This is a genomic window from Mucilaginibacter gossypii (assembly GCF_017569325.2).
GTDB classification, from domain to species: domain Bacteria; phylum Bacteroidota; class Bacteroidia; order Sphingobacteriales; family Sphingobacteriaceae; genus Mucilaginibacter; species Mucilaginibacter gossypii.
The window spans coordinates 1,785,637-1,810,508 of record NZ_CP071878.2; the positions used below are offsets into that span (position 1 = coordinate 1,785,637).

The window sequence follows — 24,872 nt, forward strand, 5'->3', positions numbered from 1 at the left end:
AGGCGCGGGCTTGCAGTCTAAAACTGATAAATATCAGTTTGTTTGCTGATGTCATACCATATCAAGCCTGTATTAGTAATTATAGCTTTGTATTAATGGTAAGAACATCAAAATCATGGGCAATGCTCCATGCAAAATGCCCGCGCTGCCGCAGGGGTAATATGTTCGAAGGAGCAACATACCGTTTGGGTTCCAACAAGATCAACCTGAATTGCCCGCATTGTCAGATGATCTTCGAGATCGAGCCCGGCTATTTTTATGCGGCGATGTATATCAGCTACGCTATGAATGTAGCAGAGGGAGGCATCTTATGGGCCGCCACTTTCCTGATAACCCAAAATAACGATTCGCCATGGTTATATCTCAGTACCATTCTCGGTGGTTTGTTCTTGCTTGCACCTTTGAATTTCAGGTATTCCCGCGTAATATTGCTTTACTGGTTATCTCCCAAGGTACATTATCACCCCGAACTTGATATTGAAATGCCGGTGGACGGGAATAAATTTAAATGGTTTCAATAATGAACAGGATGATGAATTTGTTCAGGCCCAAGCTGATTGACACCCTTAAAGGTTACACCCCTGCACAATTTTATAAGGATGTTGTTGCCGGAATAATTGTAGGTGTTGTTGCTTTGCCCCTGGCCATAGCTTTTGCAATTGCTTCGGGCGTGTCCCCCGAAAAAGGAATTTTTACGGCTATCATTGCGGGGGTAATTATATCCGCTTTGGGAGGCAGCAAGGTACAGATAGGAGGACCCACAGGCGCGTTTATCGTTGTGGTTTATGGGATTGTTCAGCAGTTCGGTGTTAGCGGGTTGGTTATTGCCACATTTATTGCCGGAATCATTTTGATCATTATGGGGGTAGCTAAATTAGGTAATACTATTAAATACATTCCCTATCCGCTGGTCATTGGTTTTACTACCGGGATCGCCGTCATCATTTTTTCTTCAGAAGTTAAAGACTTTTTAGGGTTGAAAATGGGAAATGTCCCTGCTGATTTTATCAGTAAATGGATCGACTATAGCCGGCACCTGTCTTCGTTGAACCTTTATGCCTTGTTTATCGGGGTTTTTACCTTACTGGTTGTTTTGCTGTGGCCCAGGGTAACCCGGAAAGTTCCCGGTTCGCTGATCGCAATTGTTATAAGCACACTGGTTGTCCGGTACTTCCATCTTCCGGTAGAGACTATTGGCAGCCGTTTTGGAGTGATCACTGCTGCTTTACCGCACCCGGTCATGCCAGATGTAAGTCTGGAAACCATCAGGCAGTTGATCAGGCCTGCTTTTACCATCGCTTTGCTGTGCAGTATTGAGTCTTTACTATCAGCGGTTGTGGCAGATGGCATGACCGGCGGAAATCATCGGTCCAATACAGAGCTCATCGCACAGGGAGTGGCCAATATCTGTTCATCGGTGTTAGGGGGCATTCCAGCCACAGGGGCAATAGCAAGAACGGCTACCAATATTAAAAATGGCGGAAGTACACCCGTAGCGGGGATCATACATGCCATTACCTTACTTCTTATTATGCTTTTTATAGGCCAATGGGCAGCGTTGATCCCCATGGCAACACTTGCAGGTATATTGGTGGTGGTGGCTTGGAATATGAGCGAACTGGAGAATTTTATAGACGTATTTAAAGGCTCAAAAAGTGATGCTTCCGTTTTGTTGATCACCTTCGGCCTCACTATCTTAGTAGACCTGACCGTAGCTATTGAAATTGGGATAATTCTTGCTGCTTTCCTTTTTATGCGCAAAATGATGCAGTCCAGTTCGGTACAGCAAACGATTTTGGCTCCGGATCAATTATCTGATGATGAATTTAATCAATCAGTTATCCCCAAAGGGGTTGACGTTTTTGAGATCAATGGGCCTTTGTTCTTTGGTGCGGCCTATAAATTTAAAGACACGATGAAAGTGCTGGAAAAACCCGCCCGGGTATTGATTATCCGGATGAGGAATGTACCAGTCATTGATGCAACCGGTATCAGGGTATTAAGGGATGTTCATCAGGAAATAAAAAAGAAAGGAACTAAACTTATCCTGTCGGAAGCAAACAGCGAACAGGTAACAGGAGCATTAAAAAAGACGCGTTTATTATTTCAAATTGGGAAAGGGAATGTCCGGGACACATTTGAAAAAGCATTAAAACGGGCAGATGAAGTTTTATCAGACACCGACTACTCAAAAAATCCTATGCAGGTTAATAAAGGCTTTGATCTGTTATAATCCTGTTATTAAATAGGGTAACGCAAGGTCACCGCTCTGCTTATGGCCAGCACCAACCCCTGATCGAGAGGACGATCTTTATCCGGGTCTTTTTCGATCCATAGTTTATTTAAACTCAGAATAAAGGTGTAACTTTTAGCATCTAAAAGAATTTCAAGGGTATGGTTCTTTTTACTCGGGGCAGCGATGATATAATAAATAAAATCTTGCTGCTGATAAGTGACACGTAGGGGAAATCCGATCATATATTAAAAAGAATGATTTATCTGGCTGTTATTGATAAAATAAACCAGGCCAGAGTTGACCAGGTTTATTTTCCCAAAACAGTTCTTAAACTATTATTTATTGTTTTTCTTTTCTGTTATTTCTTTACGGATATCTGTTGCCATAACTTTTAATTGCTGCATAGCATTTCTAACCCTGGTTCCTGCAGCTTTGTTGCCTTTTTCGTAAAAGCCGAACATGTCTTTCTCTATGGCATCTATCAAATCTTTTGCCGCTTTAAATTTTTCCATTGTGTTTTGTGTTAAATGAATGATGTGTTTGATTTTATTTTTTAGCCAGTAAGGTTAAATATTTGGCTTAATACCGTCAAAATGGTATCAACGCAGAGGATTAGTTACCTCCGATCTGTGCCAGGTATTGCTCTGCTGTCAACAGCGACTCGCGGTCGTCTGCTAAGCTTACCAGCACTTTGATCATCCAGCATCCATAAGGGTCCTGGTTCACCAGCTCGGGGTTAGTTTCAAGCAAAGGGTTAACCGCTATTACTTTACCATTTACCGGCATAAAAAGATCTGATACTGTTTTTACCGCTTCAACTGTGCCAAATATGGCCTCTTTAGCAATGATCTTGTTCAGGCATGGGATATCAACATAAACGATATCACCTAATTCCTTTTGTGCAAAATCGGTGATACCGATCAATGCATGGTCTTGCTCGAAGCTGATCCATTCATGGTCTTTGGTATAAAATAAATGTTCGGGGTAATTCATGATTTTTATTTTTTATCGTTCAATAATTATTTAATAAATATTGCCGCGTTTATCAGCCTGATTTTGATGTTTTCTATGGCAAGACTAACCACCGCCTTTACTGCTTGATCCACATTTTCAGCACCCGGCTATAGGAATTGTTCACTAATCGATAACTAATCGGAATCTGTTTTTCCGGGGCATGGAAGGTAACCAACCGGGTGCCGGCCGGTCTTTTGTTCAGCATTTCGTAAATGAACAAAGTATAGTAATTGTACAGATCAAATGAGGTATTGACGCTATAATCGATCCGGATGCTTGGTTCTATGTTTTCATAAAAAGGATTGAAAAAGTAAAAATGATCAAACAGGTCGTAGTCCAGGTTAGTAAGGTTACCATGCATAAACTGCACATTGGGTACTCCTATCTGCGCTTTGGCTGATTCTGCATAATTGAACAACTCTTCCCGTTGCTCAATGCCGTAAAAGGTAGCCTCCGGATGATAAACGCCCGATGCGATACAAAATTTGCCAACACCGCTGCCAATATCGAGGATGCTGGCCCCCGGAGCTGCAAGGAAATTGCTGGCTTCGAGCGAAATGTCCAGGCCTGTCCAGTGCATTTGTGATAGTTCCCGGATATGTATCGGATACAAAGTATCGAAAGCCGCGTCTTTGCGGAAATAAGAAATGCTTATTGTATCACTATACATAAAAAGGAACTGTATGTTATTTATGTGTTTAAGTTAAATCCTAATTAATCTTTGACCCATAGCTGAAGTAAGGAATCGTAAGCGAGATCTTTCATGCTGTAATCTATCGGAATAACTTCTCCGAAACTCTGATAGGTCACTACTCTGGTTCCCGACGGTTTATCATTCAGCATCGATTTTAAATACCGTGAATAATAAGCGTAGAGGCCGTAGGAAGTCTCTATATGATCATCAATAGCATTCTCCTGGTCTAAATTTTCAAAGAAAGAATTATAGAAATAGAAATGGTCAAATTGATGAAAGTTAACCTGAGTGATATTGGCATGTATGAAACTGACATTGTTAATATCCAGGTATCTTTGTGTGGTTTGGGCGTAATGCACCAGTTCATGCCGCTGTTCAACCCCGAAATAAAAAGAATCAGGATAAAAATGCGCCGCGGTTAAGCAGAATTTTCCTATGCCGCTACCAACATCCAGTACTTTGGCGCCTTTTACTGCTAAATATTCGGCGGCCTTTTTGGCGATGGCAATAGGCGTCCATTGTTTTTGTGATAACGACTGCAAATGCTCCGGGTAGAGCCAGTCAAATTCCGCATCATTGCGGAAAAAACAATCATTGGGATTTTTTTTCTTAAAAAGTGTCGTCGCGCGCTGCTGCTGTTCTTCGGAACGGGCGGGAAATGCTGAAAATGGATATTGTGTGGGCACATGCAAATATATCCGCCATTACAGGCCGCTTTACCTGCAAGAAATCAATGATAAAGATGATATTTATCAGTTTTAGGTAGCAGGGTTTGGATAATTGAGGCAGGAATGATCCGACCGTAAACAAGTGCCTTCGCGACATTGTTGGCGAAGGCACTTGTTCAGTTAAACCATATGGCCCGCCACCGGCAGCGGGGAGAGCTATCACATCTGCAGGTGTGCCGAAAGCCGCCGCCATGATTTCATGGGCATATAATTCGAAGCGCGAATCATAGGCGCCTGCCATCAGGATGGCTGCATTCTGCAAGCGCTTATCAAGTGTTTTAACGCCAACCCAGCCCGGGAGCTACATGCTCCAGGATCGAAGACAGCACATGCACATTGTAGTCAACACCTAAGGTGTTAGGTATTGTCAAAAGCACCGTATCTGCTTCCTGGATGGCTTCATCTTTAGATAGTTCGGCGATCAGCCGGTCCGGTTCGGCGGCGTAACTTCTGCCGAAGACCGCCCGCTTGTCTGCCTCGATATAACCGAAGCTGTCTGCTCCTTTCCCTTGCTGGCCAAAATAAAGCCTGTCCTGGTCGTTTACCAATGCAAAAATAGAACGGCTTACTGACACCCTTGGCTCGCGATCATGACCGGCCTTCTTCCACGCCTCTTTATACGCTCTGATTTGCTCGGCCTGCTGTACATGGAAAGGCTTGCCGCTTTCATCGAACTTTAATGTAGAACTTTGCAGATGCATTCCCTGTTCGGCTGCCCAAACGGCCGTGGCGTTCGAAGCGGCGCCCCACCAAATGCGTTCCCGCAGTCCTTTTGAGTAGGGCTCCAAACGTAACAAGCCCGGTGGATTTGGAAACATAGGGTAGGGGTTTGGCTCGGCGAAACCAACACCTTTTAATTTATCCAAAAAAGCCATCGCTTTTTTACGCCCCATATCCGCATCATTTTCGTCCTCAGCAGGCTCATATCCAAAATAACGCCAGCCCTCGATCACCTGTTCCGGAGAACCGCGGCTGATGCCCAGCTGTAACCGTCCGCCCGAGATCAGATCAGCCGCACCTGCGTCTTCAACCATATAAAGCGGGTTCTCATACCGCATATCTATCACGCCTGTGCCGATCTCAATCCGACTTGTTTTTGCACCGATAGCCGATAGCAAAGGAAAGGGAGATGCCAGTTGAGATGCGAAATGATGGACGCGGAAATAAGCGCCGTCAAGGCCGATTTCTTCGGCAGCAACCGCCAAATCAATAGATTGCAGCAAGGTATCAGCCGCGGTACGCGTCTTATATGCAGGGTGATCGGACCAGTGTCCGAATGATAAAAAGCCAATTTTCTTCATACTAACAACAAATCTAAGGAATGAATCGCTGGTTCGGTATCAGCGAAAAGTCAAGGTTTTAGTTCATGAACCGCGGGTTTTTATCCGTACTCATTTTGGATTGAGCGTATTTTGCGGTTTATTTGTTCCAAAAAACAGCATGGAAATCATACAGGTACCGGAAGTTACACGTCACCATTCCCACATTTCGGCTGGTGAGATCACTTTCGTGGATTATCATGATAAGGGGAGCGCTTTCCGTACCCGCGTTTTTTTTAGCCGGTGCGCGGTCAGCTTTGTACAAAATGGTCAAAAGCAGATCTATCGTGCCGCTGAAAACACTGTTCTTACTCCGGGTTACGGCATGTTGATACCTGAGGGCAATTCAATTATTGCCGAGCACAGCAATAATGCCGAGCCCTATGGTAGCGTAATCATCTTTTTTCCGCGCAGCATCGGGCAGGAATTCACGGTAAGCCGCCCCGGCAAGGGGGGAGCCAGCGCCGGCGATGCGCCGTATATTTATTTCAAGACCAACACTTATATCAATGAGTATGTGCGCAACATCAAATCCCTGATCGCCGGCAGGCAAAGCCTTTCTTATGAAATGGCCTTACTCAAACTTACCGAATTGCTCACCGCTTTGCATGAGTTGGCGCCCGAACTTTTGAACGGCATGTTCGGCAACCCTGCAGATATATCCCTTAAAACTGTTGTTGAAAATAACCTGTTAAGCAGCCTTACACTCGATGAACTTGCCTTTCTGAGTAACCGGAGCGTGTCGTCATTTAAGCGTGACTTCGAAAGAGATTACGGGGTAGCTCCTCAAAAATACATCCGGGAGCGGAAACTGGAAATGGCATGTACCGAACTGCTAAAAGGCAAGTCGGCCAGCGAGCTCTACCTGGACTACGGTTATCAGCACGTGTCCAATTTCAACACGGCTTTCAAAAGGAAATATGGCGTAACTCCGGCGAATTACCGCAAAACGCCATAATTTGAGCTTATCTCAATATATTCTGAACTTTCCGCAACAATTGCCTTATGCAATACGCAGGCATATTTGAGGCATGAAAAAGTTTATCCTCTTTTGCGTCTTTGCAATCAGTTATTACTGCTCATCTGCACAGACATTCACCCTTAAAAGTGCAGACCTTGGCGGTCAGTTTACCAATGAATTTGTGGCCGGTAACTTTGGCTGCAACGGACAAAATCATTCGCCGCAGCTCGGCTGGTCAAATGCACCTGCAGGTACAAAAAGCTTCGCGATTACCATGTATGACGCTGATGCACCCACCGGGAGCGGGTTCTGGCATTGGGTAATTGTCAATATCCCCCCGGTTGTTACGGAACTGAAATGTGGAGCAGGTGACCCAAAAGCCAGCGCGGCGCCGGCCGGTAGTTTGCAAAGCATTAATGATACGGGCGGCGCCGGTTACCAGGGGCCCTGCCCTGGTGAAGGAGAAGCACCGCATCGCTACATCATCACGGTTTACGCGTTGAATACAGATAAATTGGGTATTGCAACTGGCACGCCGGCTGCTTTATCAGGATACCTGCTTAACAAAGCGGCCCTGGCTAAAGCCTCCCTCGTGGTTTATTGCAAGCGATAACCTGGGAACAAAGCAGATATGAAAACGATATATATTGCCGGAGCGGGCGTCATTGGCCGCACACTCGCGGTTATATTAAAGCATGCCGGTAAGAATGTGCTGTTGATCCGTGGAACTGTTGATGGCTTGCCGGGCACATCTGAAAGGATCAGGATTAACTTGCCCGACGGATCAGAAGTAAGTGAAAACATTGATGTAAAAACTTTCAGTCAAATAAAAACGATTGATGGTATCGTTGTCATCACCGCCAAATCATTTGCCAATAGCGCTTTAGCGGCGAAGTTAGCTTTGAAGGGAGTCCATTATCCTGTCCTCCTTTTGCAGAATGGTTTGAATGTGGAGAAGCCATTCATCATGCTTGGTTTTACGCAGTTATATCGTTGCGTGTTGTTTGTGACGGGCCAGTTTACTTCCGAAAACGTGGTACGGTTCAAACCGGTAGCAACCTGCCCGGTAGGGGCGATCAATAGCAATGAGGAAAGTCTTGCAGCAGTCGTATCAGAAATAAACAGCCCTGCATTTTCCTTTAAACCAGAATCAAACATCCAGGCAGTGATCTGGAAAAAAGTGATCGTCAACTGCGTGTTCAACTCTGTGTGCCCTTTGCTGAGCATTGATAACGGTATTTTTCACCGTAATAATGAAGCGCTGGCAATCGGAAAACGAATAATTAAAGAGTGTATCCAGGTGGCTAACGCTTGTGGCGTACCCCTTCCGGAGGAAGAGGTAACCGAGACCTTACTTGCCATCAGCCGTTCATCCGATGGACAATTGATATCTACCCTTCAGGACATCAATGAACATCGTCCTACGGAAATCGCCACCCTCAACCTGGAGATCGCAAGGATAGCCAAAGAGCTGGGTATGGAAGATATGGTAAAAGAAACGCGCCTTTTAGGAGAACTGACAGCAATCAAGTCAAGCTTAAGCCTGATTCAATAATTAGCCGGCCTTATATCTATCTATCTATACTACAAACCGAAAGCAACTGACCCGGACAGTGTATTATTTTGCGCGGTTCAAGTGAGGGGCAAAATCTGCGGAGTTTTTGATAGTTGTCGTTTTATTTCGTGAGATACGCAAGGCAAGACAGCGGTTGATCGACCGGGTTTGCTCCAGAAGTGTTCGGAAGAAAAAAAAAGCGAGGATTGTGCGATTCCCTCCCCTGGGAGGGTGTAGGGAGGGGTTTCATTCACAGACTTATTCGCCTGAAATGACGTATAAACCCCTCCCTGCCACCACGAAATCCAGCCGCACCCCTCCCAGGAGAGGGAATTAAAAATCTTCCGAACACTTCTGGGGTTTGCTCCGACAGACAGTTGGGGACGGTTACGGATACGCATTATATATCTTAGCAGGCTGTTTGAAAAAATCGAATTATGATAACTTAGCGGTTGCAATCGCTATAAACCAGCCAAACGGAATACTTGATCATCCGCGCGCAAAGCTACCGATACCTGTTCCCGGAAAATAAAATAAAAGCACTATCGTTTATGAGATTTAAAACTCTTTTGATCTTCACTTTAGCGGTAATGGCAGCGGTCGTTACCACGCCTTTATTCGCTCAAAAAACAAAGCCAGGCAATGCGCCTAAAATCGTTAATATTGTCAATTTTATCCGTGATATCGAACCACGTGATGCGAACATCACCAAAGATGTCCTGTACCAAACCGTGGTGAACCAGATTGCGCTGATGAAGCAATATCACCTGGGCGGAACTTTTTTGTTACAGTACGATGCCCTGATCGATAAACGTTACCAGGAATTGCTGAAAACACTTCCGAAAGGCGAGTTTGAGATTGGAGGATGGTGGGAACTGCCGCAACCGCTGATTGAAAAAGCCGGGATCAAATGGCGGGGAAAATATGCCTGGGACTGGCATTCAGACATCGGTTTTTCTGTGGGTTACACGCCTGCCGAACGCGAAAAGATCATCGACGTTTATTTTGCTGATTTTAAAAGCATATTCGGGTATTATCCCAAATCCATCGCTTCATGGGTCATCGATGCGCATTCGCTGAATTATATGTATGATAAATATAAGATTGTTGCCTCTGCCAACTGTAAAGACCAGGTAGGTACCAATGGTTTCACCCTTTGGGGCGGTTACTGGAACCAGGCATATTACCCCAGCCGTTTAAACGCTTATATGCCTGCCCAGCATGCGGATAAGCAGTTGCCCGTGCCGGTATTCAGGATGCTGGGCAGCGACCCTATACGGCAATATGCCGATGGCAGCTCGGTAACCACGCTTGAGCCTGTTTACCCCCACGCGGGCGGAAATGAACAGTGGATCAACTGGTTTTTGCAAACTTTTGCCGATGATTCCTCGCTCGGCTACAATTATACGCAGGCTGGGCAGGAAAATTCATTCACCTGGGATGCCATGAAAAAAGGGCTGGAGTGGCAGATGCCCGTTATTGCCCGTCTCCGCCAACAGGGCAAGGTTCGCGTAGAAACCATGGCACAGTCGGGCGAATGGTTTCTACGTACCTATAAGGTAACCCCCGCTACTACCTTTACGGTAAGCAGGGATGTGGCAAACAGCGATAAAAAAACCGTTTGGTATAACAGCAGGTTTTACAGGACCAACCTGCTTTGGGAAAATGGAACGTTGCGGATAACCGATATCCACCTGTTTAACGAAATAGTGCCGGATAAATACCTCAATAACGTTGCTACCGTTAATCAAAGTTTCTTTTACACACTCCCGCTGGCAGATGGTTTTCAATGGGGAAAGCGCGGCAAACCCGAGGGCTTTCGCCTGATGATGAACGACGGGGGCGGGGAGGTGCCGGTTCAGGGAGGAGATCCTGTGTTCACAAATCTGAATACGACGACGGCCCATGCTTCATGGCCTGTTGGTAAAGGTTCTTTCGAAATCAATATGAGCGAGAAATCCCTGACCATCACTGCGAAGAACCACCCGGCCGGCGACTGGTTCCTTGACTTGTGCATCGCGGAAGGAGCTAAAACCCCGTTTAAACAATTGACAGGCAATAGCGCCCTGTATGAATTTGATGGCCATACCTACCGGCTTGCTATGCAGCAGGGCACTCTGGAAAAAAGCGCCAATGGCAGTTTATACCGCATCCGGCCACAACACCAGCGAGTTGTATTATTACTGGCAGATCAATAAAAGATCTGCCGGTATACAGGCGGCCGCCTGCTTGTGAGGCCGTATCAATTTATTTTGATACGGCCTCTTAATGTAAACCCGTTTTTGCCAATAGATCACTATAATTATAATAGCTGTAACTGTGAAATAATTTCAGGATGGCCCAATTCGTTGATTGGGAAAATGACTTGGCAGATCGTTCGACAAGACCAGGAAAGCCCGGATAAAAGCAAGAAAACCTTGGATGATGAGACTCCGCTGAGAAGCATTCTTACATGCCGATGCGGTTGCTGTTTTTTCAATTAGTTTATGATGGTTCCGTCTTCCATTTCAATAATTCTTTGGGTCTTACGCGCAAATTCACTGTCATGTGTAACTACAAGTATCGTCTGTTGATAATTGGTAATCAATTCGTTAAAAATATTAAAAACGATTTCAGTGTTTTTTTTATCCAAATTACCGGTTGGCTCATCAGCCATGATGATTAGCGGATCATTGATCAATGCCCGTGCAATGGCTACCCTTTGCTTTTGCCCGCCAGATAATTGATTCGGCTTTTTTTTTGCTTCCGTTTCAATGCCTAATACTTTCAATTTTTCAAAAGCCCGGTGTTCAGTTTCTTCTGCGCTGTATTTCCCAAGTCTCAGGCCTGGGAGCATCACATTTTGGAGTACAGAGAATTCATTTAACAGGTAATGGAACTGAAATACGAAGCCTATTTTTTCGTTTCTTACGTAAGCCAGCTCCGGTTCGTTCTTTTGTTTCATACTGATATGATCAATCCTTAGGTCTCCTTCATAATCAGTGTCCATGGTTGAAAGGATATATAATAGTGTTGATTTGCCGCAGCCTGATTTTCCCATAATTGAGGCGAATTCGCCTTTATTAAGCGAAAAGTTAACATCCCTCAATACTTTTACCGCTTTGGGTTCATAAAAGGTTTTTGAGATGTTTAAAGCTTCTAATATTATTGAGTCCATGTTATTTCCCTCTTATAATGATTACAGGATCAACTTTACTTGCTTTTTTAGAGGGAAAATATCCCGCAAAATAGGTGGTTAGAAAAGAGAACAGACCAGCAATAAAATAAAAACCTATATTGAAATCAATGGGATAGGTTTTAATTGTGGGAAGCGCGGTTGTATTAAATGGGATGTGGTTTATGATAACAGATAAGATGAAACCCAGAATCAGCCCTGCCAGGCCGCCAAAAATACCTATGCCTAATGCAATTGTACTAAATATGCGACTTACATCTTTGCCTGAAAATCCTGTGGCTTTTAATATTGCGATTGAATCGAGCTTTTCATAAATCATCATATTCAGAATGTTATATATCCCAAAACCTGCTACAATCAGTAAAGTTACCCCAACTGTGTAAGATATCAGCGAGCGGATAAAGCTACCAGTATCAAATTGTGAATTGGCCGTTTGAATATCCATCGCATCTATATTAAATACCTGCCTGTAATAAGCTGCAATTTTCGGTGCTTCGGTGATGTTTTTTAATTTGACCTGGATGTCTGTGATATAATTGTTTGATTCGTCAAGTAATTTTTGAGTTGTTGCGATAGAGGTATAACTTTGCTTGTTGTCAATCTCTTCAAGACCGGATTGATAAATTCCTACTACTTTTAAAGGCACCTGGTTGCCATTAGCCGGGGTTACGTGAATGATGTCCCCCAGATGGACTATCATTTTTTTTGCAATGCCTTTTCCTAAAATAATACTGTTGGGAGTGTTTTTCAGGTCAATGAATTTGCCCGCTATAATATAGTCCCCAAATAAAAAAAGTTCATTTTCCATATTCGGATCAATCCCGTTAATAAGGCCGGTGATATTAACCTGTCCGGTATTGTAGAATATTTGCGCTGTAATTAGCGGTGAAAGTCCCTGCACGCGTGGATCGACTGCGATAGCCTTCATTATAGCCTTGCTATTGTAAATGCCCAGGCGCTTGTTCTGCGGCTTAACGGAGCTTACAAAGTTGTAACTGTGGCGATATGCGTTGGTAAGGTCCACTGGTTGGTGCCGTGCAGCTGCAATTTCATTATACAATCTGATATGGGGAGTGCGGTTTATTACCAGCCCATCTAAAAGCTTGTTTAAGCCACCCATAAAACTCAATAGGGCAATAAACATTGTTATGCTAAAAGTTACACCGGTTGCGGCAACAATCGTCTGTCTTAAGTGAGCTAATAATAAAGCTACCGCGATGTTCCAGGTCAGCTTAAAATTCATGGTATCGGTTTTATTAGTTCATCATTTAACTGGAGGCCAGAAATTACTTCTACTTGCAGGTAATCACTAAGACCTGTTTTTATTTTAAGTTTTTCACCGTTGCTTCTTATCACAACGGAATCATTGAGCAAGTAGCTTCTGGGGATAAGCAAAGCCTTTTTTCGGGTTTGGATAATTATATTTGCTTCCAAGGTAGTGTTAGGATACAATTTTAGCGGTGGGGTAGTAAAAATAGCTTCAACACGAAATGTTTTGGTGTGTTCGTTCATTTCCGGATATATTTTGGTAACTCTGGCTTCAAATACCTTGCCTCTGTAACTGTCCATCGTGACAAAAACGGTAAGCCCCGGATTTACCTTAACGATATCATATTCGTCCACTTGTAATTCAAGTAAGAAACTGTCGGCTTTGCCAATGAGGGCCAGCGGCGTTTGCGGGCCAACAGTTTCGCCCGGATTTTTGTAAAGGTTATATACTATTCCGTCTATATTGCTTTTAACAGTAAAGTCACTTTCCTGTTGTTTGTTAATACTGAGATTGTTTATGCTTTGCGCGGCGTTATAACGCAATTGCCTTTTCAATTCTGTGAAATTAATTATGGCTGTTTGTAAGGCTGTTTTTGAATTGACTACAGCTAATTCCCTTTCCTCAAGCTGTACTTTCGTACCGATCTGCTGCCCCCACAGTTCTTTTTGCCTGACCAACATTACCGAGTCGTTCAGCATCCTGTACCGGGCCTGATCAACCACGATTGCCGCTGCGGCCAGTTTATCTTTATTTAGCTTAAAGTCGGCAAATGAAGCCGATATCATCGCGTTTTCAACATTTAGCTTTTGATTTTCTTTTTTAATAGATATTAAGGGGGTGCCAGCAGTAACATATTGACCTTCAGTTACAAATTGCTCCTGAATGATGCCGCTAACTGAGGCAAAAGCTTGATATTGATCCTCGCTTTTAATTATGCCGGACGCATATACGGACTCTGATATGGAATCAACTACCGGCCTTATTTTATCGCCTTTTAATTGACAGGAAACGCTGAACAGAAACGTGGATGCAGTAATTATCGCTTTTACAATATTTATTTGATGGTTTGTTATATTATCAGTAATACTAAAGCTCCTAACAATTTTCATATTGCTAATGTCATCACTCTTAAGTATTTTAAGGTTGATAAATATCAGGATGAATAGTGACGGTGATCACACCAATTTAGTGGCAGTCATGATTTTATGATCTGCATCAACAAGCTATTTGATGTGTGTCATTCTTTTTGCTGAGTGTTATTCAAAACTTTACACAATATCAAGGTAGCCTTGGGCTGCACTGAAGAAGATTTGGATACTCACAAAATATTGCAATGAAAAAGTCGGTTCTTTTGTTATTCACTTTCGGTTCGTTTTTTCTGGTTAATGTATTTGCCCAGGAAAAGAAGGGGATTACCAATTACGCAATTAACGAACAGCTCAAAAGCGCTGCTACGTCGCAACAATTACATTACCCACAAAGCGTTACAAGGTTTTATCGCCAAAACAATTACCTTCCGGTATGGACTAATCCGGAATCACGTCAAAACACCGGGAATGCAATGGTGCTTTTAGATTGTGTGTTACAATACGGATTATCGCATGATGATTTTCATCCTAAAGAGCTTCAGTTTGATATGCTCCGCGATATTTTGGAAAATCCAGGTTCGGTTAGTGACTCCTTAAAGGCACAGTTTGATGTTTTGCTTACAGATGCTGTCATTACCATGCTAAACTATTTGCATTATGGAAAGCTCAATCCTGACTACGGATCCGACAGGGTAGATCATGGAATGGATGTACCATTTCATGCAGAAGCTAAACTGCAGGACATTATACATTCGCCGGAGTTTGCGAAAGATGTTTTGGAAGTACAACCTAATGCAAAACTCTATACTGCTTTTCAGGAAATGCTGCACATAATCAGAGGACAAGCTCCGGATGATTGCTATGGAACCCCAGGAAATGATGTAATGAAAATCGCCGTCAACATGGAAAGAATCAGGTGGGCAAACGTTGATGACGGGGAAAAATATATACAAATCAATATCCCTACCTACGAGCTGACATTTCATTTGCCGGATACATTGGTGGTATTTAAAGCTATTGTCGGGACGCCACAAACTCCCAGCCCGACTTTGCAGAGCCAAATCACCTATTTTACTTCTTTTCCAGACTGGCTTGTTCCTGACCGGATATTTATCCGCGACATCCTCCCGAAAGCAATAGCTGATAGTTTGTTCCTTGATCGGCTTCAGATCAGCATTTATAATAAGGCTGGTCAATTAACAGATATCACTAACGCCCAACTTAAGAGCATATTGGCTTCACCCCAGGGCTATTACGCTAAACAGGCTCCCGGCTGTGATAACACCTTGGGATCGCTGGTTTTTCATTTTCAAAATGTGTACAACATATACTTAAACCAAATTGCTGATCAAAAGCTGTTTGAAAAAGATAAACGTGATTTAAGTAATGGTTGTATCTGGTTAGATAATGCTGCCGGGCTCGCCGCGTTATTGCTCAAACATGACGCTTCAGACCAAGGCGACAAATTGTTTAAAATTCTTAAAAAATCAAAGACACATAATTTCGTGCTTAATAAACCTGTTCCTATAAAAATCACTTACCTGACATGTGACATAAAAAAAGGTGAATTAATCAGGTTTGAGGATATCTATAATATGGACACAAGCCTTGAATTGGCTATTTACGGCAAGCTTCAACGCAATACGAGCATAAGATAAGCTTCGTTTTGCGCAAAAAATGTTAAATCAAATTTTGAACCTTTAACTTATAAGCGGCCACTACTACCAGCGTCAAAACATAGTAGGTGATCAGAAAATTCATCATTTAGTGTATGGGAATAATATAATTTTCTGATATTCAAAACCATGAAAGGTAATCAACAGGTTAAGAAAAAAAAGAACCGCTTTTTGAGATTTTTTTCAATTTTAGGCCCGGGCCTTACTACTGGTGCTGCTGATGATGACCCCTCTGGCATTGCTACTTATTCGCAAACCGGCGCACAGTTTGGCTACAATCAGCTGTGGACAGCGCTATATATGTTACCTTTTATGATTGCCGTTCAGGAAGCTTGCGCACGTATTGGCATGGTAGCAGGTAAAGGCCTATCAGCTGTAATTAAGGAACATTACAGCAAAACTGTTTTATATGCAGTTGTCGGCCTGGTATTAGTGGCCAATACAATCAATATCGGGGCCGATATAGGAGCTATGGCAGCTGCGGCCCAATTACTTATCCCAGCCTCATTTGTTGCATTAACATTGTTTTTTACACTGTTAACCCTTCTTCTGGAGATTTTTACTTCTTATCATTCTTACGCCAGGATACTAAAATGGCTTGCAGTAACTTTGTTGGCGTATCCCATAACTTTGTTTATTGTACATCAGCCATGGCTTACCGTCCTGAAAGCAACTGTTATCCCTCATTTTGAGTTAAATTTTAATTTTCTATTTATCATAACCGGGGTATTGGGAACCACAATTTCTCCATATATGTTTTTTTGGGAAGCCTCACAGGAAGTGGAAGAACAGAAAGAAAAAGAAAGGCTTTCGCGGCATAAACCCAGGCCCGGTTGGATGCAAATTAAAAAAATGCGTATTGATAACACTATCGGCATGATATTTTCAGAATTCACAACCTGGAGTATTATAGTGGTTGCTGCAACCGTTTTGCACAATAGCGGTGTAACTGACATAAAAAGTGCGTCTGATGCGGCAAGGGCAATAGAGCCGTTGGTGCATACCTTTCCTAACGCCGGATTTTTAGCCAAATTAATTTTTTCGATCGGTATTATAGGCCTTGGTTTATTGGCTATTCCGGTACTTTCAGGCTCGGTAGGATATGCCGCTTGTGAGGCTTTTAACTGGAAGGCCGGGCTTAATTTAAAATTGAAAAAGGCGCGCTCTTTTTATGCCGTCATATGCATTGCCACTTTAATTGGATTACTAATCAATTATATTGGCATCGATCCTGTTAAGGCATTAGTTTATGCGGCTGTATTAAATGGGATAGCTGCGGTACCACTATTGTTCCTGATTGCCAGGATCTCCTCTAACCCCAAAATCATGGGAGAGTACAATAGCAAGTTTATTTCCAAATTGCTGCTTTGGAGCAGTTTTGCTGCCATGGGGGCAGCTGCAATAGCTTTGTGTTATACATTGTATTAGCACGGGATTTGGACACTTCAATTTAATGATTTAAATTACACAATATACTGCTCACCGATATGAGTTTTAAAATCTTGATCATTGAAGATTCCGCGGATATTCGCGAGGGTGTAGTGGAAATACTGGGGCTGGCCGGCTATACCGTATTTTCAGCAAGTAATGGTAAAATGGGATTGGAATTGGCTAAAGTCCAGTTACCTGATTTAATACTTTGCGATGTCATGATGCCGGAAATGGATGGGTATGGTGTGCTGTTTATGCTCGGAAAATCGGCCGACACGGCTAATATCCCTTTCATTTTTCTTACCGCCAAAGCCGAACGGATCGATTTACGTAAAGCCATGGAAATGGGTGCCGACGATTACCTGACCAAACCTTTTGATGACGTAGAATTACTTAATGCAATTGAAAGCAGGTTGAAAAAGAAAAAGCAACAAAAGGAATTTTACAGTAAGGGGTTGGACGAACTGAGTAATATAGTTGCCAGGACTGATGGGTTGAACGAACTAAAGCGTGTTATCCGGGAACGCAAGGTCCGTTTTTTTAAAAAGAACCAGGTGATTTATTATGAAGGCGACAGAGGAAATGGACTATACGTTGTTCTTAGTGGAAAGATAAAGACCAGTAAACTTGCAGACGATGGGCGCGAATTGATTACTGGTTTACATATAGCAGACCAGTACCTTGGTATTCAGGCATTGCTTGCCGGTGAGGCATATTCAGAAACCGCAAGTGCCCTTGAGGATAGCCAATTGTGCCTCATACCAAAAGAGCAGTTACAGGAAATGTTGAACTTATACCCTGAAGTAACTGATAGTTTTATTAAATTGATGGCAGGCCAGATAAGGGAAAGCGAAGAGCGATTACTGCAACTTGCGTATTATTCTGTCAGAAAAAAGATGGCGGACGCGATTCTGAGGCTTTATCGCCAAAGCGATTCCCCAAATGAAGGCGTCCGGATCTCGCGTGAAGACCTGGCTGCACTTGCAGGTATGGCCACTGAAACAGTGAGCCGTACCCTGTCGGATTTTCGTAACGAGGGCCTGATTGAAAAGAATGGAAGTGTGATAACAGTGCTTGATCTGCAGCGATTGGTTAAAATGAAAAACTGAATTTGTCGAAAAAGACAGGCGTGCAATAGGGACGCTATTCGCAGAATTTCTGCGCTGAATTTATCTGTTTTTACCAATTAAAAATTACCACGGATAACCATACACTTTAATACCAGACAAAATCATCATCAGTACTATTATTGCTATCAAACTGATAGCAATCCAAAAGGTTATTGCAGTGTTTTTGTGATTCGTAACCATAGCTAATGAGTTAGTGTATGTAATTGATAAGATGGAACCTGCACCAGACCTTGCACAGGTAGCTTCAAATAATTGAATGCTTTTTCTAAGTGACTTTCTTGATCTGTTCTCATGCTCCCTGTTAATGAGTAATTAATATGTAAATAAACTATATATCAGCGATGTATGCTGTGATTTCTGTCAGCAAGATCATTGATTCTCGTCATGAATAACAGGGGAGTGGTACTCATAAAAGCTTTATGTATCTCGTTTCGGGTTAAGAATCGACTGACGCTATAATCGGCTTTGGTGTAATTGATGGTTTAGGGATGACCATTGTCATTTTTGCATAAGCTCCGGTTCAGTAACTTGTATAACCAAATCAAATTACCGGTATGAATGGAATTATTATTTATCAGGGCAAATATGGTGCAACCAGGCAGTATGCGCATTGGCTTGGAGAAACATTGCAGATGCCGGTATCAAAAGTGGAGAATGTAACACCTGCAGTTTTAGCCCTTTATGATACCATTGTTATAGGCAGTTCAGTTTATATCGGCCGGCTGGTACTACGCGATTGGTTAAAGGAAAATGACATCAGGCTAAAGGACAAAAAGCTTTTCATTTTCATTGTTTGCAGCTTCGCAGTTAATGACATAACGCAACAACTGGAGATAATAAAAAATAATCTTGGTACCAAGATCAAAGATGTTGCCGAAATATTTTTCCTGCCCGGCAGGTGTGTCGTTTCCGGACTATCGTGGAAAGACCGGCTTATGCTAAAATTGGGCGCCTGGATTGAAAAAGATCCTGAAAAGAAATCAGTGATGCGTAATGGGTTTGATCATCTTGAGCGGAGCAACCTCAAACCGCTCATCGAAAATATTCACCGTATGGCTGATGACTGACTTTTATAGGTTTGTATGCATAAAGCAAGGTTTGTAAAAGGAGGTATTTATCGATAAAAGTAGCTGCTTATCCCAATATGTACACGTATGCCCAGTTAGCGAAATGTTAATTACATATCGTTCATAACCAATACAGCAGCTCCGCTAATTTGGCCTGATCTGAATTGATTTATCGCCTCATTGGCTTCAAACAAGCGGAATACCTTCGTTTGTGTTAATACTTCGATGTTTTTTAAAATAGAAAAGAAATTCAAACCATCCTGACGGGTTAAATTAGCTACCGACTTAACAGACCGTTCGCCCCAGAGCAAGCTATATGAAAATTCGGGTACATTGCTCATATGGATACCACCACAGATTACCTGGCCTCCTTTGTCTACATCTTTTAAAGCTTTGGGAATAAGTTCCCCTGCGGCAGCGAAAATTATGGCCGCATCCAACACTTCGGGTGGTACGTCGGAACTTCCGCCAACCCAGTGTGCACCCATGGTCTTTGCAAATCGTTGCGCACGCTCGTCCCCATCTCTGGTGAACGCGAATACTTGTTTACCCTGCGCTATAGCTACCTGGATCAAGATATGAGCAGCAGCACCAAATCCATAGAAACCAACATTTTTGGCCGATGGTGCGATCATGCTATAGGAACGAAACCCGATCAAACCTGCACAGAGCAGGGGTGCTGAAGCCGGCTGATTATATCGTTTGTCTAATATAAAACAAAAACGTGCGTCGGCAACCGTATATTCGGAATAACCGCCATCAATAGTGTATCCCGTAAATAAGGGGGCATCACAAAGGTTCTCCATGCCCAACAGGCAAAATTTACAACGCCCACAGGTATGACCGAGCCAGGGAACACCCACTAACTGACCGGAAGAAAGTTCAGTTACTGTACTGCCTGTTTTGACGATGGTTCCGATAATTTCGTGGCCGGGTATCAGCGGAAGCTTTGGTTTATCCAGTTCGCCATCTAATATATGGAGGTCGGTACGACAGATACCACAGGCAATAATTTTGATCAGCACCTGATAGTCAGAAGGCTGAGGAATGGGAACCTGGCGATATACCAGTGGCCCGCCGGCTTTTTCAAGCACCATTGCCTGCATGTTACCAGTGTGTTTCATATTAATCTTTTATTACTTTACAATAATCTTAATATCCTGTTTCAGAAAGTTACCTGTTCATTAATATACCATTTGAGAGTAACCGATATATCGCAGATCTCCGGCTCTGTTGCCAGTAGATGGTTAGAGAAAAACATTTCCTCCGGCGAGGCATAGCTATGCGTTACATTGCCGGCGCGCCAACAACCATAAAAATAGATTTTCGGCAAGTAAAAAAAGATGATATTATCGGCCTTTGAAAATGATAGTGGTCACTTGTCTTAAAATCAGCAACAATCAGTAATAACATGACCAATATCATTATCCTGGTTGCCGGATGTCATTCATCCGGAATAACGCACGTTGTAACCTTGTGTTATGAAAAATCAAATCAACATTAAGCACATTAAGAACCTTAACAACGATGTGTTAAGGGGCATCGCGTTCTACACACAGGAGTTGGCTATTTTACAGGAAAGGTTGCAGGAGATTGCCGGCGACAATACGGCCCGCGAAGTACAGGAACAAGTGGAACATTTTCAGAATCAGTTCATCATCCATGAAAAATGCCTTACGGAGCTAAAACAAGACATTCACCGTAATGACCTTGACATAAAAGCAGATCTTTTGCTTTCCGGTACTATGGTTTCTGAAAGTATAGCTGCCGAACATTCCAGAGTTCATGAGCGCTATCTTAACGAAGAAAAAATATTCAACGATTTGCGCCACGAGTTTAACCGGTTTTCTGCGGAGTGGTTGTAATTGATTTAAGGGATAGTGACTACCGGGGGTATGTTTCCTGTTGCTGCCACTGTAAAAACCGGTGGCAGCAATTAAATCAGAAAAACAAGCCCGAATTGTTTCTTGAACAAAGCTTAATATGCTGTCCAGCCTCCATCCGCTGTTAGCACGGAGCCATTAATAAAGCTTGATTTTACCGAAGCAAGGAAAAGGGCAACTTCAGCAATTGCTTCGGGAGCCGCAGCACCTGGTGCATTGCCTGTTCCGGCGTTCATCCTTTCAAAGCCAAACGGATTGGGTTCCATGCCAAAAACGATATTGGTATTTACTCCCCCCGGTGCTATAGCGTTGCAGCGGATATTTTTATCCGCATATTGATATCCTATGTTTTTAGTTAAACCGATTATTGCATGCTTAGATGCTGTATAAGCGGCACCGGCCCGGCCTCCCTGGAAGCCGCTGATGGATGCAATATTAATAACTGTACCGGAGCCGCTTTCCAGGAAAAGAGGTATAGCTTCACGGCAGGCAAAAAAACAACCGTTCAGGTTTGTTCCTATTACTTTCTCCCATAATTCGTCTGTTACATCGGTCACCGGAGTAAAATTGTCCATAGCGCCGGCATTATTTACCAAAATATCAAGTGTGCCGAAAGTGTTGTGAACATACTTCATCACCAATTGCACATCGCCCTTTACGGAGATATCTGCAGCGATACATGCTACCATACCGCCATTTGCGCGAATTTCAGCCGCGACGGCTTCAATATTTGATTGATGGATATCGGTAAGCATAACTTTTGCGCCCTGTTCGGCGAAAAGCTTTGCAATGGCTTTTCCAATCCCTGATCCGGCCCCGGTTACAAGGGCCACTTTTTGTGATAGTTGTTTCATAATTGGTTTAACTTACATATACAAAAATCACTCGTAAACAACATGTAGAGAATGATTCCGGTCATTAAAAAATGTGATTAGAGGCGAATTACAAAATTGTAAACATGTTAATAGTCATTTGCCACTATATGCTATTTATGAATTTGCATATTAAAATATATTGCCCAAATGCTTATTGAGATTGCACAGCCTGTTGTTTTCTTTGCGCTTTTTCCTGGCTTTTGAAATAGCCCCTAAAAAGGAAATTGTGCTTGAGCGCTTCCATGTTTTTATTGAATCCATCTGTACCCTGGCGCAGGTTATACATAGTTGCCCTTAAGTCTTTGGCAAATGCTGAATCTTTTAAAATCATTGGCAGCGAGCCATTCCCGCTGTTTAAATGGCTGTTTACGGTACGCGCCAGGTTATTCAGCTGCCAGGTTAACGAATCGGCGTTATCGCTTGCTTTCCTGATACTCGAAATAGCCGCCTGTAGGTTGCCGGCAGCTATGGTGTCCCTGAGCAAGACCCCCGCCGCTCCTTTTCCATTTTTTATCCCTACAATCAGATCATCTATGCCATTGGTAATTTTGACAGCATTTGCGCTCGCTTTGTTTAAATTTTGCAAAGAGGCAAGTAAGTTGCCGGAGACATTTTTATCGTTCAGCAGGGTCATGAATGTGCTGCCGTTAACCTTCAGGACAGTAACCTTTAACGCTTCTGAGATAACTGCAACGTTATTATTGGTTTTGGATAAGGTCTGCAACATTTCATCGGTACTGATTTTTTTTTGCGCTATAAGAAGATCATCTTCAGTAACTTGTGGGCTTGGTAAGTTTGAAGGAACTATGTTTACTATTTTATTGCCCATCAGCCCTTCTGTGCCAATTGAGGCGACCGCATTTTTATGAATATAGGATGTGAACTTGTTGTCGATTGATAATGTTACCTCAATTGTAGTATCATTGATCATGTTGATCTTTTTTACCGTACCAGATTGAATTCCGGAGAACTGTACGTTATTGCCAACGGTGAGGCCATTGAGGTTAGAAAACCTCACCCGTATGTTGAAATCGCTACCAAACAGGTTATGATTTTTGCCGATAAGATAGAAGGCAAGTATTAACACAAATAGGCCTGATAGTACGAATGCGCCAAGTTTTATATTGCCTGCTGTTTGGTTTGCCATAATTTATTCGAAAAATTGATGAATATTTGGATCTGTCGAATGTTCGAAATCGGTGTATGTACCTTGTGCATAACAACGACCGTCCAGCAGCAGAGCCACTCGGTCGGCGGTGTTTTTTACACAGTTCATGTCGTGTGTGATGATAATGGATGATGTATGGTATTTATCCTGCAGTTTCAAAATTAATTTATCGATTTCCCGGGCTGTAACCGGATCGAGCCCTGTTGTTGGTTCATCATATAATATCACTTCCGGTTTAAGGATCATGGTCCTGGCAAGAGCAACACGTTTTAGCATGCCGCCGGATAATTCTTCCGGCATCAGATCAACAGTATGCGCCAGCCCTACGTTTTCCAAAGCCTCCATAACCAGGGCTTCCACCTCGTTCTGCGAAGCAGCAATCCAGTGACGGCGTAAAGGAAATTCCAGGTTCTCACGAACGGTCATGGAATCGTACAATGCGTTGCCCTGGAAAAGAAAGCCAATGCGGGCGCGGACCTGATCGAGTACTTCGTGAGACATATCAGGGACATTTTGACCAAAAACTTTGATATTTCCGCTATCAGGTTTCAACAAACCGATAATGCATTTGATCAGTACTGACTTGCCGGATCCGGACTTGCCAAGCACTACCACATTCTCTTCTTTTTTGACTGATAATGCAAAGTCTTGCAGCACGGTATGATCGCCGAAATGCTTACAAAGTTTTTCTATCACAATCACATTGTTTTCGGTGGCTGTTTGTGTTTTCATGCTTTAATTTAAACCAAGCAGATCCGTGAGTTGCACAGCCAGCAAGTCGATGAAAAAGATTACTACAGATGATAACACAACCGCTGAGTTGGCCGAACTTCCAACACCCCTGGTACCTTTGCTTGATGTGTAACCTTTATAACAACCAACGATTCCAACAGCAAAACCAAAGAAAAATGTTTTAAAAAATGCAGGAAGTACGTCGCCGAAACTGAGACTTCTAAACACCTGAATAAAAAAAAGATAAAAGCTGGTGGCCGACCTGATATTAACGCCTATGTATGCTCCGAACAAGGCGATAGCGTCGCCCAGGACAGTGAGCACGGGTAGCATTAATGTAGTTGCCACGGTACGCGTAGCGACAAGGTACTTGAATGGATTGGTTCCGCTTACCTCCATTGCATCAATTTGCTCTGTGACCTTCATGGATCCAAGTTCGGCTCCTATACTGCTGGCTATTTTACCTGCAAATATCAGCGCTGTTATAACCGGACCTATCTCCCTAACTATGGCAATGCCTACCATCACCGGAAGTTGAGATTCAACACCATAGGCAACCAGGGATGGCCGCAGCTGCATTGTAAGAACAAGGCCCATAATAAAACCTGTGAGGCCGATAAGCGGCAACGATTTATATCCAATTATATAGCATTGGTTTAATAATTCGCGGACCTCAAAGCGCGGTTTAATTCCGGTAGAGAAAAACTGGCCGGCAAATCCTGCGATATCCCCAGTGTCATTCAAAAAGGCTTTGATATTTTTAGTGAAAGCCATCGTTATATCTGTTTAACTTGATTTGAAAAAATGATCTACGGTAAAATTAATATGGGCCCGAAGAAAAATTTGTGATATCGGACAGCATTTTTTTTG

26 protein-coding genes are annotated in these 24,872 nt (G+C 43.0%); 11 read left to right on the top strand and 15 right to left on the bottom strand.

Annotation, left to right across the window (positions count from 1 at the left end; translation table 11 throughout):
* The first annotated feature begins 95 nt into the window (after positions 1 to 95).
* Together J3L18_RS07510 and J3L18_RS07515 are read left to right on the top strand one after the other, a co-directional pair.
* The gene (locus J3L18_RS07510) at positions 96 to 521 is read left to right on the top strand and encodes a DUF983 domain-containing protein (protein WP_090526097.1); all 426 of its coding nucleotides are present in this window, start codon (positions 96 to 98) and stop codon (positions 519 to 521) included.
* Positions 521 to 2,233: a SulP family inorganic anion transporter gene (locus J3L18_RS07515; protein ID WP_223266189.1), complete on the top strand. Its 1,713-nt coding sequence runs from the start codon at positions 521 to 523 to the stop codon at positions 2,231 to 2,233. The genes J3L18_RS07510 and J3L18_RS07515 overlap by 1 nt, the downstream gene beginning before the upstream one ends.
* A gap of 8 nt (positions 2,234 to 2,241) precedes the next feature.
* On the opposite strand, the gene J3L18_RS07520 is transcribed toward J3L18_RS07515, so the two are convergent.
* The 7 genes from J3L18_RS07520 to J3L18_RS07550 form a co-directional block, all read right to left on the bottom strand.
* Positions 2,242 to 2,478, bottom strand: coding sequence for a hypothetical protein (locus tag J3L18_RS07520; protein ID WP_091164133.1), 237 nt, complete (start codon positions 2,476 to 2,478; stop codon positions 2,242 to 2,244).
* 93 nt (positions 2,479 to 2,571) lie between these two features.
* Complete coding sequence (locus J3L18_RS07525) at positions 2,572 to 2,748, bottom strand: BF3379 family histone-like protein (protein ID WP_129570019.1); 177 nt, start codon at positions 2,746 to 2,748, stop codon at positions 2,572 to 2,574.
* Between the two features lie 100 nt (positions 2,749 to 2,848).
* Entirely contained in the window at positions 2,849 to 3,229 is a 381-nt protein-coding gene (gene gcvH, locus J3L18_RS07530; protein ID WP_129570020.1) for a glycine cleavage system protein GcvH, read from the bottom strand.
* Positions 3,230 to 3,326: 97 nt separating this feature from the next.
* Entirely contained in the window at positions 3,327 to 3,920 is a 594-nt protein-coding gene (locus J3L18_RS07535; protein WP_129570021.1) for a class I SAM-dependent methyltransferase, read from the bottom strand.
* A 44-nt stretch (positions 3,921 to 3,964) separates the two neighbouring features.
* The gene (locus tag J3L18_RS07540) at positions 3,965 to 4,486 is read right to left on the bottom strand and encodes a class I SAM-dependent methyltransferase (protein WP_208102481.1); all 522 of its coding nucleotides are present in this window, start codon (positions 4,484 to 4,486) and stop codon (positions 3,965 to 3,967) included.
* Positions 4,487 to 4,553: 67 nt separating this feature from the next.
* A complete protein-coding gene (locus J3L18_RS07545) occupies positions 4,554 to 4,934 on the bottom strand; it encodes a hypothetical protein (RefSeq protein ID WP_129570022.1) in 381 nt (126 codons plus the stop codon).
* A 16-nt stretch (positions 4,935 to 4,950) separates the two neighbouring features.
* Positions 4,951 to 5,973, bottom strand: a complete 1,023-nt coding sequence (locus tag J3L18_RS07550; RefSeq protein WP_129570023.1) for an LLM class flavin-dependent oxidoreductase — start codon at positions 5,971 to 5,973, stop codon at positions 4,951 to 4,953.
* A gap of 139 nt (positions 5,974 to 6,112) precedes the next feature.
* Between J3L18_RS07550 and J3L18_RS07555 the strand changes: the two genes are divergently transcribed.
* The 4 genes from J3L18_RS07555 to J3L18_RS07570 all read left to right on the top strand — a co-directional run bounded on the left by J3L18_RS07555 (position 6,113) and on the right by J3L18_RS07570 (position 10,705).
* Entirely contained in the window at positions 6,113 to 6,949 is an 837-nt protein-coding gene (locus J3L18_RS07555; RefSeq protein ID WP_129570024.1) for a helix-turn-helix domain-containing protein, read from the top strand.
* A gap of 73 nt (positions 6,950 to 7,022) precedes the next feature.
* Entirely contained in the window at positions 7,023 to 7,565 is a 543-nt protein-coding gene (locus J3L18_RS07560; protein ID WP_129570025.1) for a YbhB/YbcL family Raf kinase inhibitor-like protein, read from the top strand.
* An 18-nt stretch (positions 7,566 to 7,583) separates the two neighbouring features.
* Positions 7,584 to 8,507, top strand: coding sequence for a ketopantoate reductase family protein (locus tag J3L18_RS07565; protein WP_129570026.1), 924 nt, complete (start codon positions 7,584 to 7,586; stop codon positions 8,505 to 8,507).
* A gap of 551 nt (positions 8,508 to 9,058) precedes the next feature.
* A complete protein-coding gene (locus J3L18_RS07570; protein WP_129570027.1) occupies positions 9,059 to 10,705 on the top strand; it encodes a hypothetical protein in 1,647 nt (548 codons plus the stop codon).
* A gap of 281 nt (positions 10,706 to 10,986) precedes the next feature.
* Here the strand turns inward: J3L18_RS07570 and J3L18_RS07575 are convergent, their stop codons facing one another.
* Genes J3L18_RS07575 through J3L18_RS07585 form a run of 3 tightly spaced genes read right to left on the bottom strand, consistent with a single transcriptional unit; the run spans position 10,987 to position 14,061 of the window.
* Entirely contained in the window at positions 10,987 to 11,664 is a 678-nt protein-coding gene (locus tag J3L18_RS07575; protein ID WP_091164152.1) for an ABC transporter ATP-binding protein, read from the bottom strand.
* A gap of 1 nt (position 11,665) precedes the next feature.
* Positions 11,666 to 12,925, bottom strand: coding sequence for an ABC transporter permease (locus J3L18_RS07580; protein ID WP_129570028.1), 1,260 nt, complete (start codon positions 12,923 to 12,925; stop codon positions 11,666 to 11,668).
* Complete coding sequence (locus J3L18_RS07585) at positions 12,922 to 14,061, bottom strand: efflux RND transporter periplasmic adaptor subunit (RefSeq protein ID WP_129570029.1); 1,140 nt, start codon at positions 14,059 to 14,061, stop codon at positions 12,922 to 12,924. Before J3L18_RS07585 ends, J3L18_RS07580 begins: the two co-directional genes overlap by 4 nt.
* Positions 14,062 to 14,285: 224 nt before the next feature.
* On the opposite strand from J3L18_RS07585, the gene J3L18_RS07590 reads away from it, so the two are divergent.
* From J3L18_RS07590 to J3L18_RS07605, 4 genes are all read left to right on the top strand, one after another.
* Positions 14,286 to 15,698, top strand: coding sequence for a L,D-transpeptidase scaffold domain-containing protein (locus J3L18_RS07590; protein ID WP_129570030.1), 1,413 nt, complete (start codon positions 14,286 to 14,288; stop codon positions 15,696 to 15,698).
* 147 nt (positions 15,699 to 15,845) lie between these two features.
* Complete coding sequence (locus tag J3L18_RS07595) at positions 15,846 to 17,144, top strand: NRAMP family divalent metal transporter (RefSeq protein WP_091164163.1); 1,299 nt, start codon at positions 15,846 to 15,848, stop codon at positions 17,142 to 17,144.
* 59 nt (positions 17,145 to 17,203) lie between these two features.
* On the top strand, positions 17,204 to 18,256 hold the full coding sequence (locus J3L18_RS07600) for a response regulator (RefSeq protein WP_129570031.1): 1,053 nt from the start codon (positions 17,204 to 17,206) through the stop codon (positions 18,254 to 18,256).
* A 575-nt stretch (positions 18,257 to 18,831) separates the two neighbouring features.
* A complete protein-coding gene (locus J3L18_RS07605) occupies positions 18,832 to 19,344 on the top strand; it encodes a flavodoxin domain-containing protein (RefSeq protein ID WP_091164168.1) in 513 nt (170 codons plus the stop codon).
* 110 nt (positions 19,345 to 19,454) lie between these two features.
* On the opposite strand, the gene J3L18_RS07610 is transcribed toward J3L18_RS07605, so the two are convergent.
* Entirely contained in the window at positions 19,455 to 20,468 is a 1,014-nt protein-coding gene (locus J3L18_RS07610; RefSeq protein WP_208102480.1) for a zinc-dependent alcohol dehydrogenase family protein, read from the bottom strand.
* 357 nt (positions 20,469 to 20,825) lie between these two features.
* On the opposite strand from J3L18_RS07610, the gene J3L18_RS07615 reads away from it, so the two are divergent.
* On the top strand, positions 20,826 to 21,209 hold the full coding sequence (locus J3L18_RS07615; protein ID WP_112653711.1) for a hypothetical protein: 384 nt from the start codon (positions 20,826 to 20,828) through the stop codon (positions 21,207 to 21,209).
* A 113-nt stretch (positions 21,210 to 21,322) separates the two neighbouring features.
* On the opposite strand, the gene J3L18_RS07620 is transcribed toward J3L18_RS07615, so the two are convergent.
* The 4 genes from J3L18_RS07620 to J3L18_RS07635 form a co-directional block, all read right to left on the bottom strand.
* On the bottom strand, positions 21,323 to 22,081 hold the full coding sequence (locus tag J3L18_RS07620) for an SDR family oxidoreductase (protein WP_129570032.1): 759 nt from the start codon (positions 22,079 to 22,081) through the stop codon (positions 21,323 to 21,325).
* Between the two features lie 172 nt (positions 22,082 to 22,253).
* Positions 22,254 to 23,249, bottom strand: a complete 996-nt coding sequence (locus J3L18_RS07625; RefSeq protein ID WP_129570033.1) for an MlaD family protein — start codon at positions 23,247 to 23,249, stop codon at positions 22,254 to 22,256.
* Positions 23,250 to 23,252: 3 nt separating this feature from the next.
* On the bottom strand, positions 23,253 to 24,002 hold the full coding sequence (locus tag J3L18_RS07630) for an ABC transporter ATP-binding protein (protein WP_091164175.1): 750 nt from the start codon (positions 24,000 to 24,002) through the stop codon (positions 23,253 to 23,255).
* 3 nt (positions 24,003 to 24,005) lie between these two features.
* Positions 24,006 to 24,776: an MlaE family ABC transporter permease gene (locus tag J3L18_RS07635; RefSeq protein ID WP_112653708.1), complete on the bottom strand. Its 771-nt coding sequence runs from the start codon at positions 24,774 to 24,776 to the stop codon at positions 24,006 to 24,008.
* Positions 24,777 to 24,872 lie beyond the last annotated feature (96 nt).

What these genes read in the sequence shown, in the direction of transcription:
- J3L18_RS07560 (WP_129570025.1), top strand. Translation starts at nt 7,023, where the DNA reads ATGAAAAAGTTTATCCTCTTTTGCGTCTTTGCAATCAGTTATTACTGC.
- J3L18_RS07555 (WP_129570024.1), top strand. Translation starts at nt 6,113, where the DNA reads ATGGAAATCATACAGGTACCGGAAGTTACACGTCACCATTCCCACATT.
- J3L18_RS07570 (WP_129570027.1), top strand. Translation starts at nt 9,059, where the DNA reads ATGAGATTTAAAACTCTTTTGATCTTCACTTTAGCGGTAATGGCAGCG.
- J3L18_RS07550 (WP_129570023.1), bottom strand. Translation starts at nt 5,973, where the DNA reads ATGAAGAAAATTGGCTTTTTATCATTCGGACACTGGTCCGATCACCCT.
- J3L18_RS07630 (WP_091164175.1), bottom strand. Translation starts at nt 24,002, where the DNA reads ATGAAAACACAAACAGCCACCGAAAACAATGTGATTGTGATAGAAAAA.
- J3L18_RS07635 (WP_112653708.1), bottom strand. Translation starts at nt 24,776, where the DNA reads ATGGCTTTCACTAAAAATATCAAAGCCTTTTTGAATGACACTGGGGAT.
- J3L18_RS07520 (WP_091164133.1), bottom strand. Translation starts at nt 2,478, where the DNA reads ATGATCGGATTTCCCCTACGTGTCACTTATCAGCAGCAAGATTTTATT.
- J3L18_RS07575 (WP_091164152.1), bottom strand. Translation starts at nt 11,664, where the DNA reads ATGGACTCAATAATATTAGAAGCTTTAAACATCTCAAAAACCTTTTAT.
- J3L18_RS07585 (WP_129570029.1), bottom strand. Translation starts at nt 14,061, where the DNA reads ATGAAAATTGTTAGGAGCTTTAGTATTACTGATAATATAACAAACCAT.
- J3L18_RS07590 (WP_129570030.1), top strand. Translation starts at nt 14,286, where the DNA reads ATGAAAAAGTCGGTTCTTTTGTTATTCACTTTCGGTTCGTTTTTTCTG.
- J3L18_RS07625 (WP_129570033.1), bottom strand. Translation starts at nt 23,249, where the DNA reads ATGGCAAACCAAACAGCAGGCAATATAAAACTTGGCGCATTCGTACTA.
- J3L18_RS07610 (WP_208102480.1), bottom strand. Translation starts at nt 20,468, where the DNA reads ATGAAACACACTGGTAACATGCAGGCAATGGTGCTTGAAAAAGCCGGC.
- J3L18_RS07525 (WP_129570019.1), bottom strand. Translation starts at nt 2,748, where the DNA reads ATGGAAAAATTTAAAGCGGCAAAAGATTTGATAGATGCCATAGAGAAA.
- J3L18_RS07605 (WP_091164168.1), top strand. Translation starts at nt 18,832, where the DNA reads ATGAATGGAATTATTATTTATCAGGGCAAATATGGTGCAACCAGGCAG.
- J3L18_RS07595 (WP_091164163.1), top strand. Translation starts at nt 15,846, where the DNA reads ATGAAAGGTAATCAACAGGTTAAGAAAAAAAAGAACCGCTTTTTGAGA.
- J3L18_RS07615 (WP_112653711.1), top strand. Translation starts at nt 20,826, where the DNA reads ATGAAAAATCAAATCAACATTAAGCACATTAAGAACCTTAACAACGAT.
- J3L18_RS07515 (WP_223266189.1), top strand. Translation starts at nt 521, where the DNA reads ATGAACAGGATGATGAATTTGTTCAGGCCCAAGCTGATTGACACCCTT.
- J3L18_RS07580 (WP_129570028.1), bottom strand. Translation starts at nt 12,925, where the DNA reads ATGAATTTTAAGCTGACCTGGAACATCGCGGTAGCTTTATTATTAGCT.
- J3L18_RS07535 (WP_129570021.1), bottom strand. Translation starts at nt 3,920, where the DNA reads ATGTATAGTGATACAATAAGCATTTCTTATTTCCGCAAAGACGCGGCT.
- J3L18_RS07600 (WP_129570031.1), top strand. Translation starts at nt 17,204, where the DNA reads ATGAGTTTTAAAATCTTGATCATTGAAGATTCCGCGGATATTCGCGAG.
- J3L18_RS07565 (WP_129570026.1), top strand. Translation starts at nt 7,584, where the DNA reads ATGAAAACGATATATATTGCCGGAGCGGGCGTCATTGGCCGCACACTC.
- J3L18_RS07510 (WP_090526097.1), top strand. Translation starts at nt 96, where the DNA reads ATGGTAAGAACATCAAAATCATGGGCAATGCTCCATGCAAAATGCCCG.
- gcvH (WP_129570020.1), bottom strand. Translation starts at nt 3,229, where the DNA reads ATGAATTACCCCGAACATTTATTTTATACCAAAGACCATGAATGGATC.
- J3L18_RS07620 (WP_129570032.1), bottom strand. Translation starts at nt 22,081, where the DNA reads ATGAAACAACTATCACAAAAAGTGGCCCTTGTAACCGGGGCCGGATCA.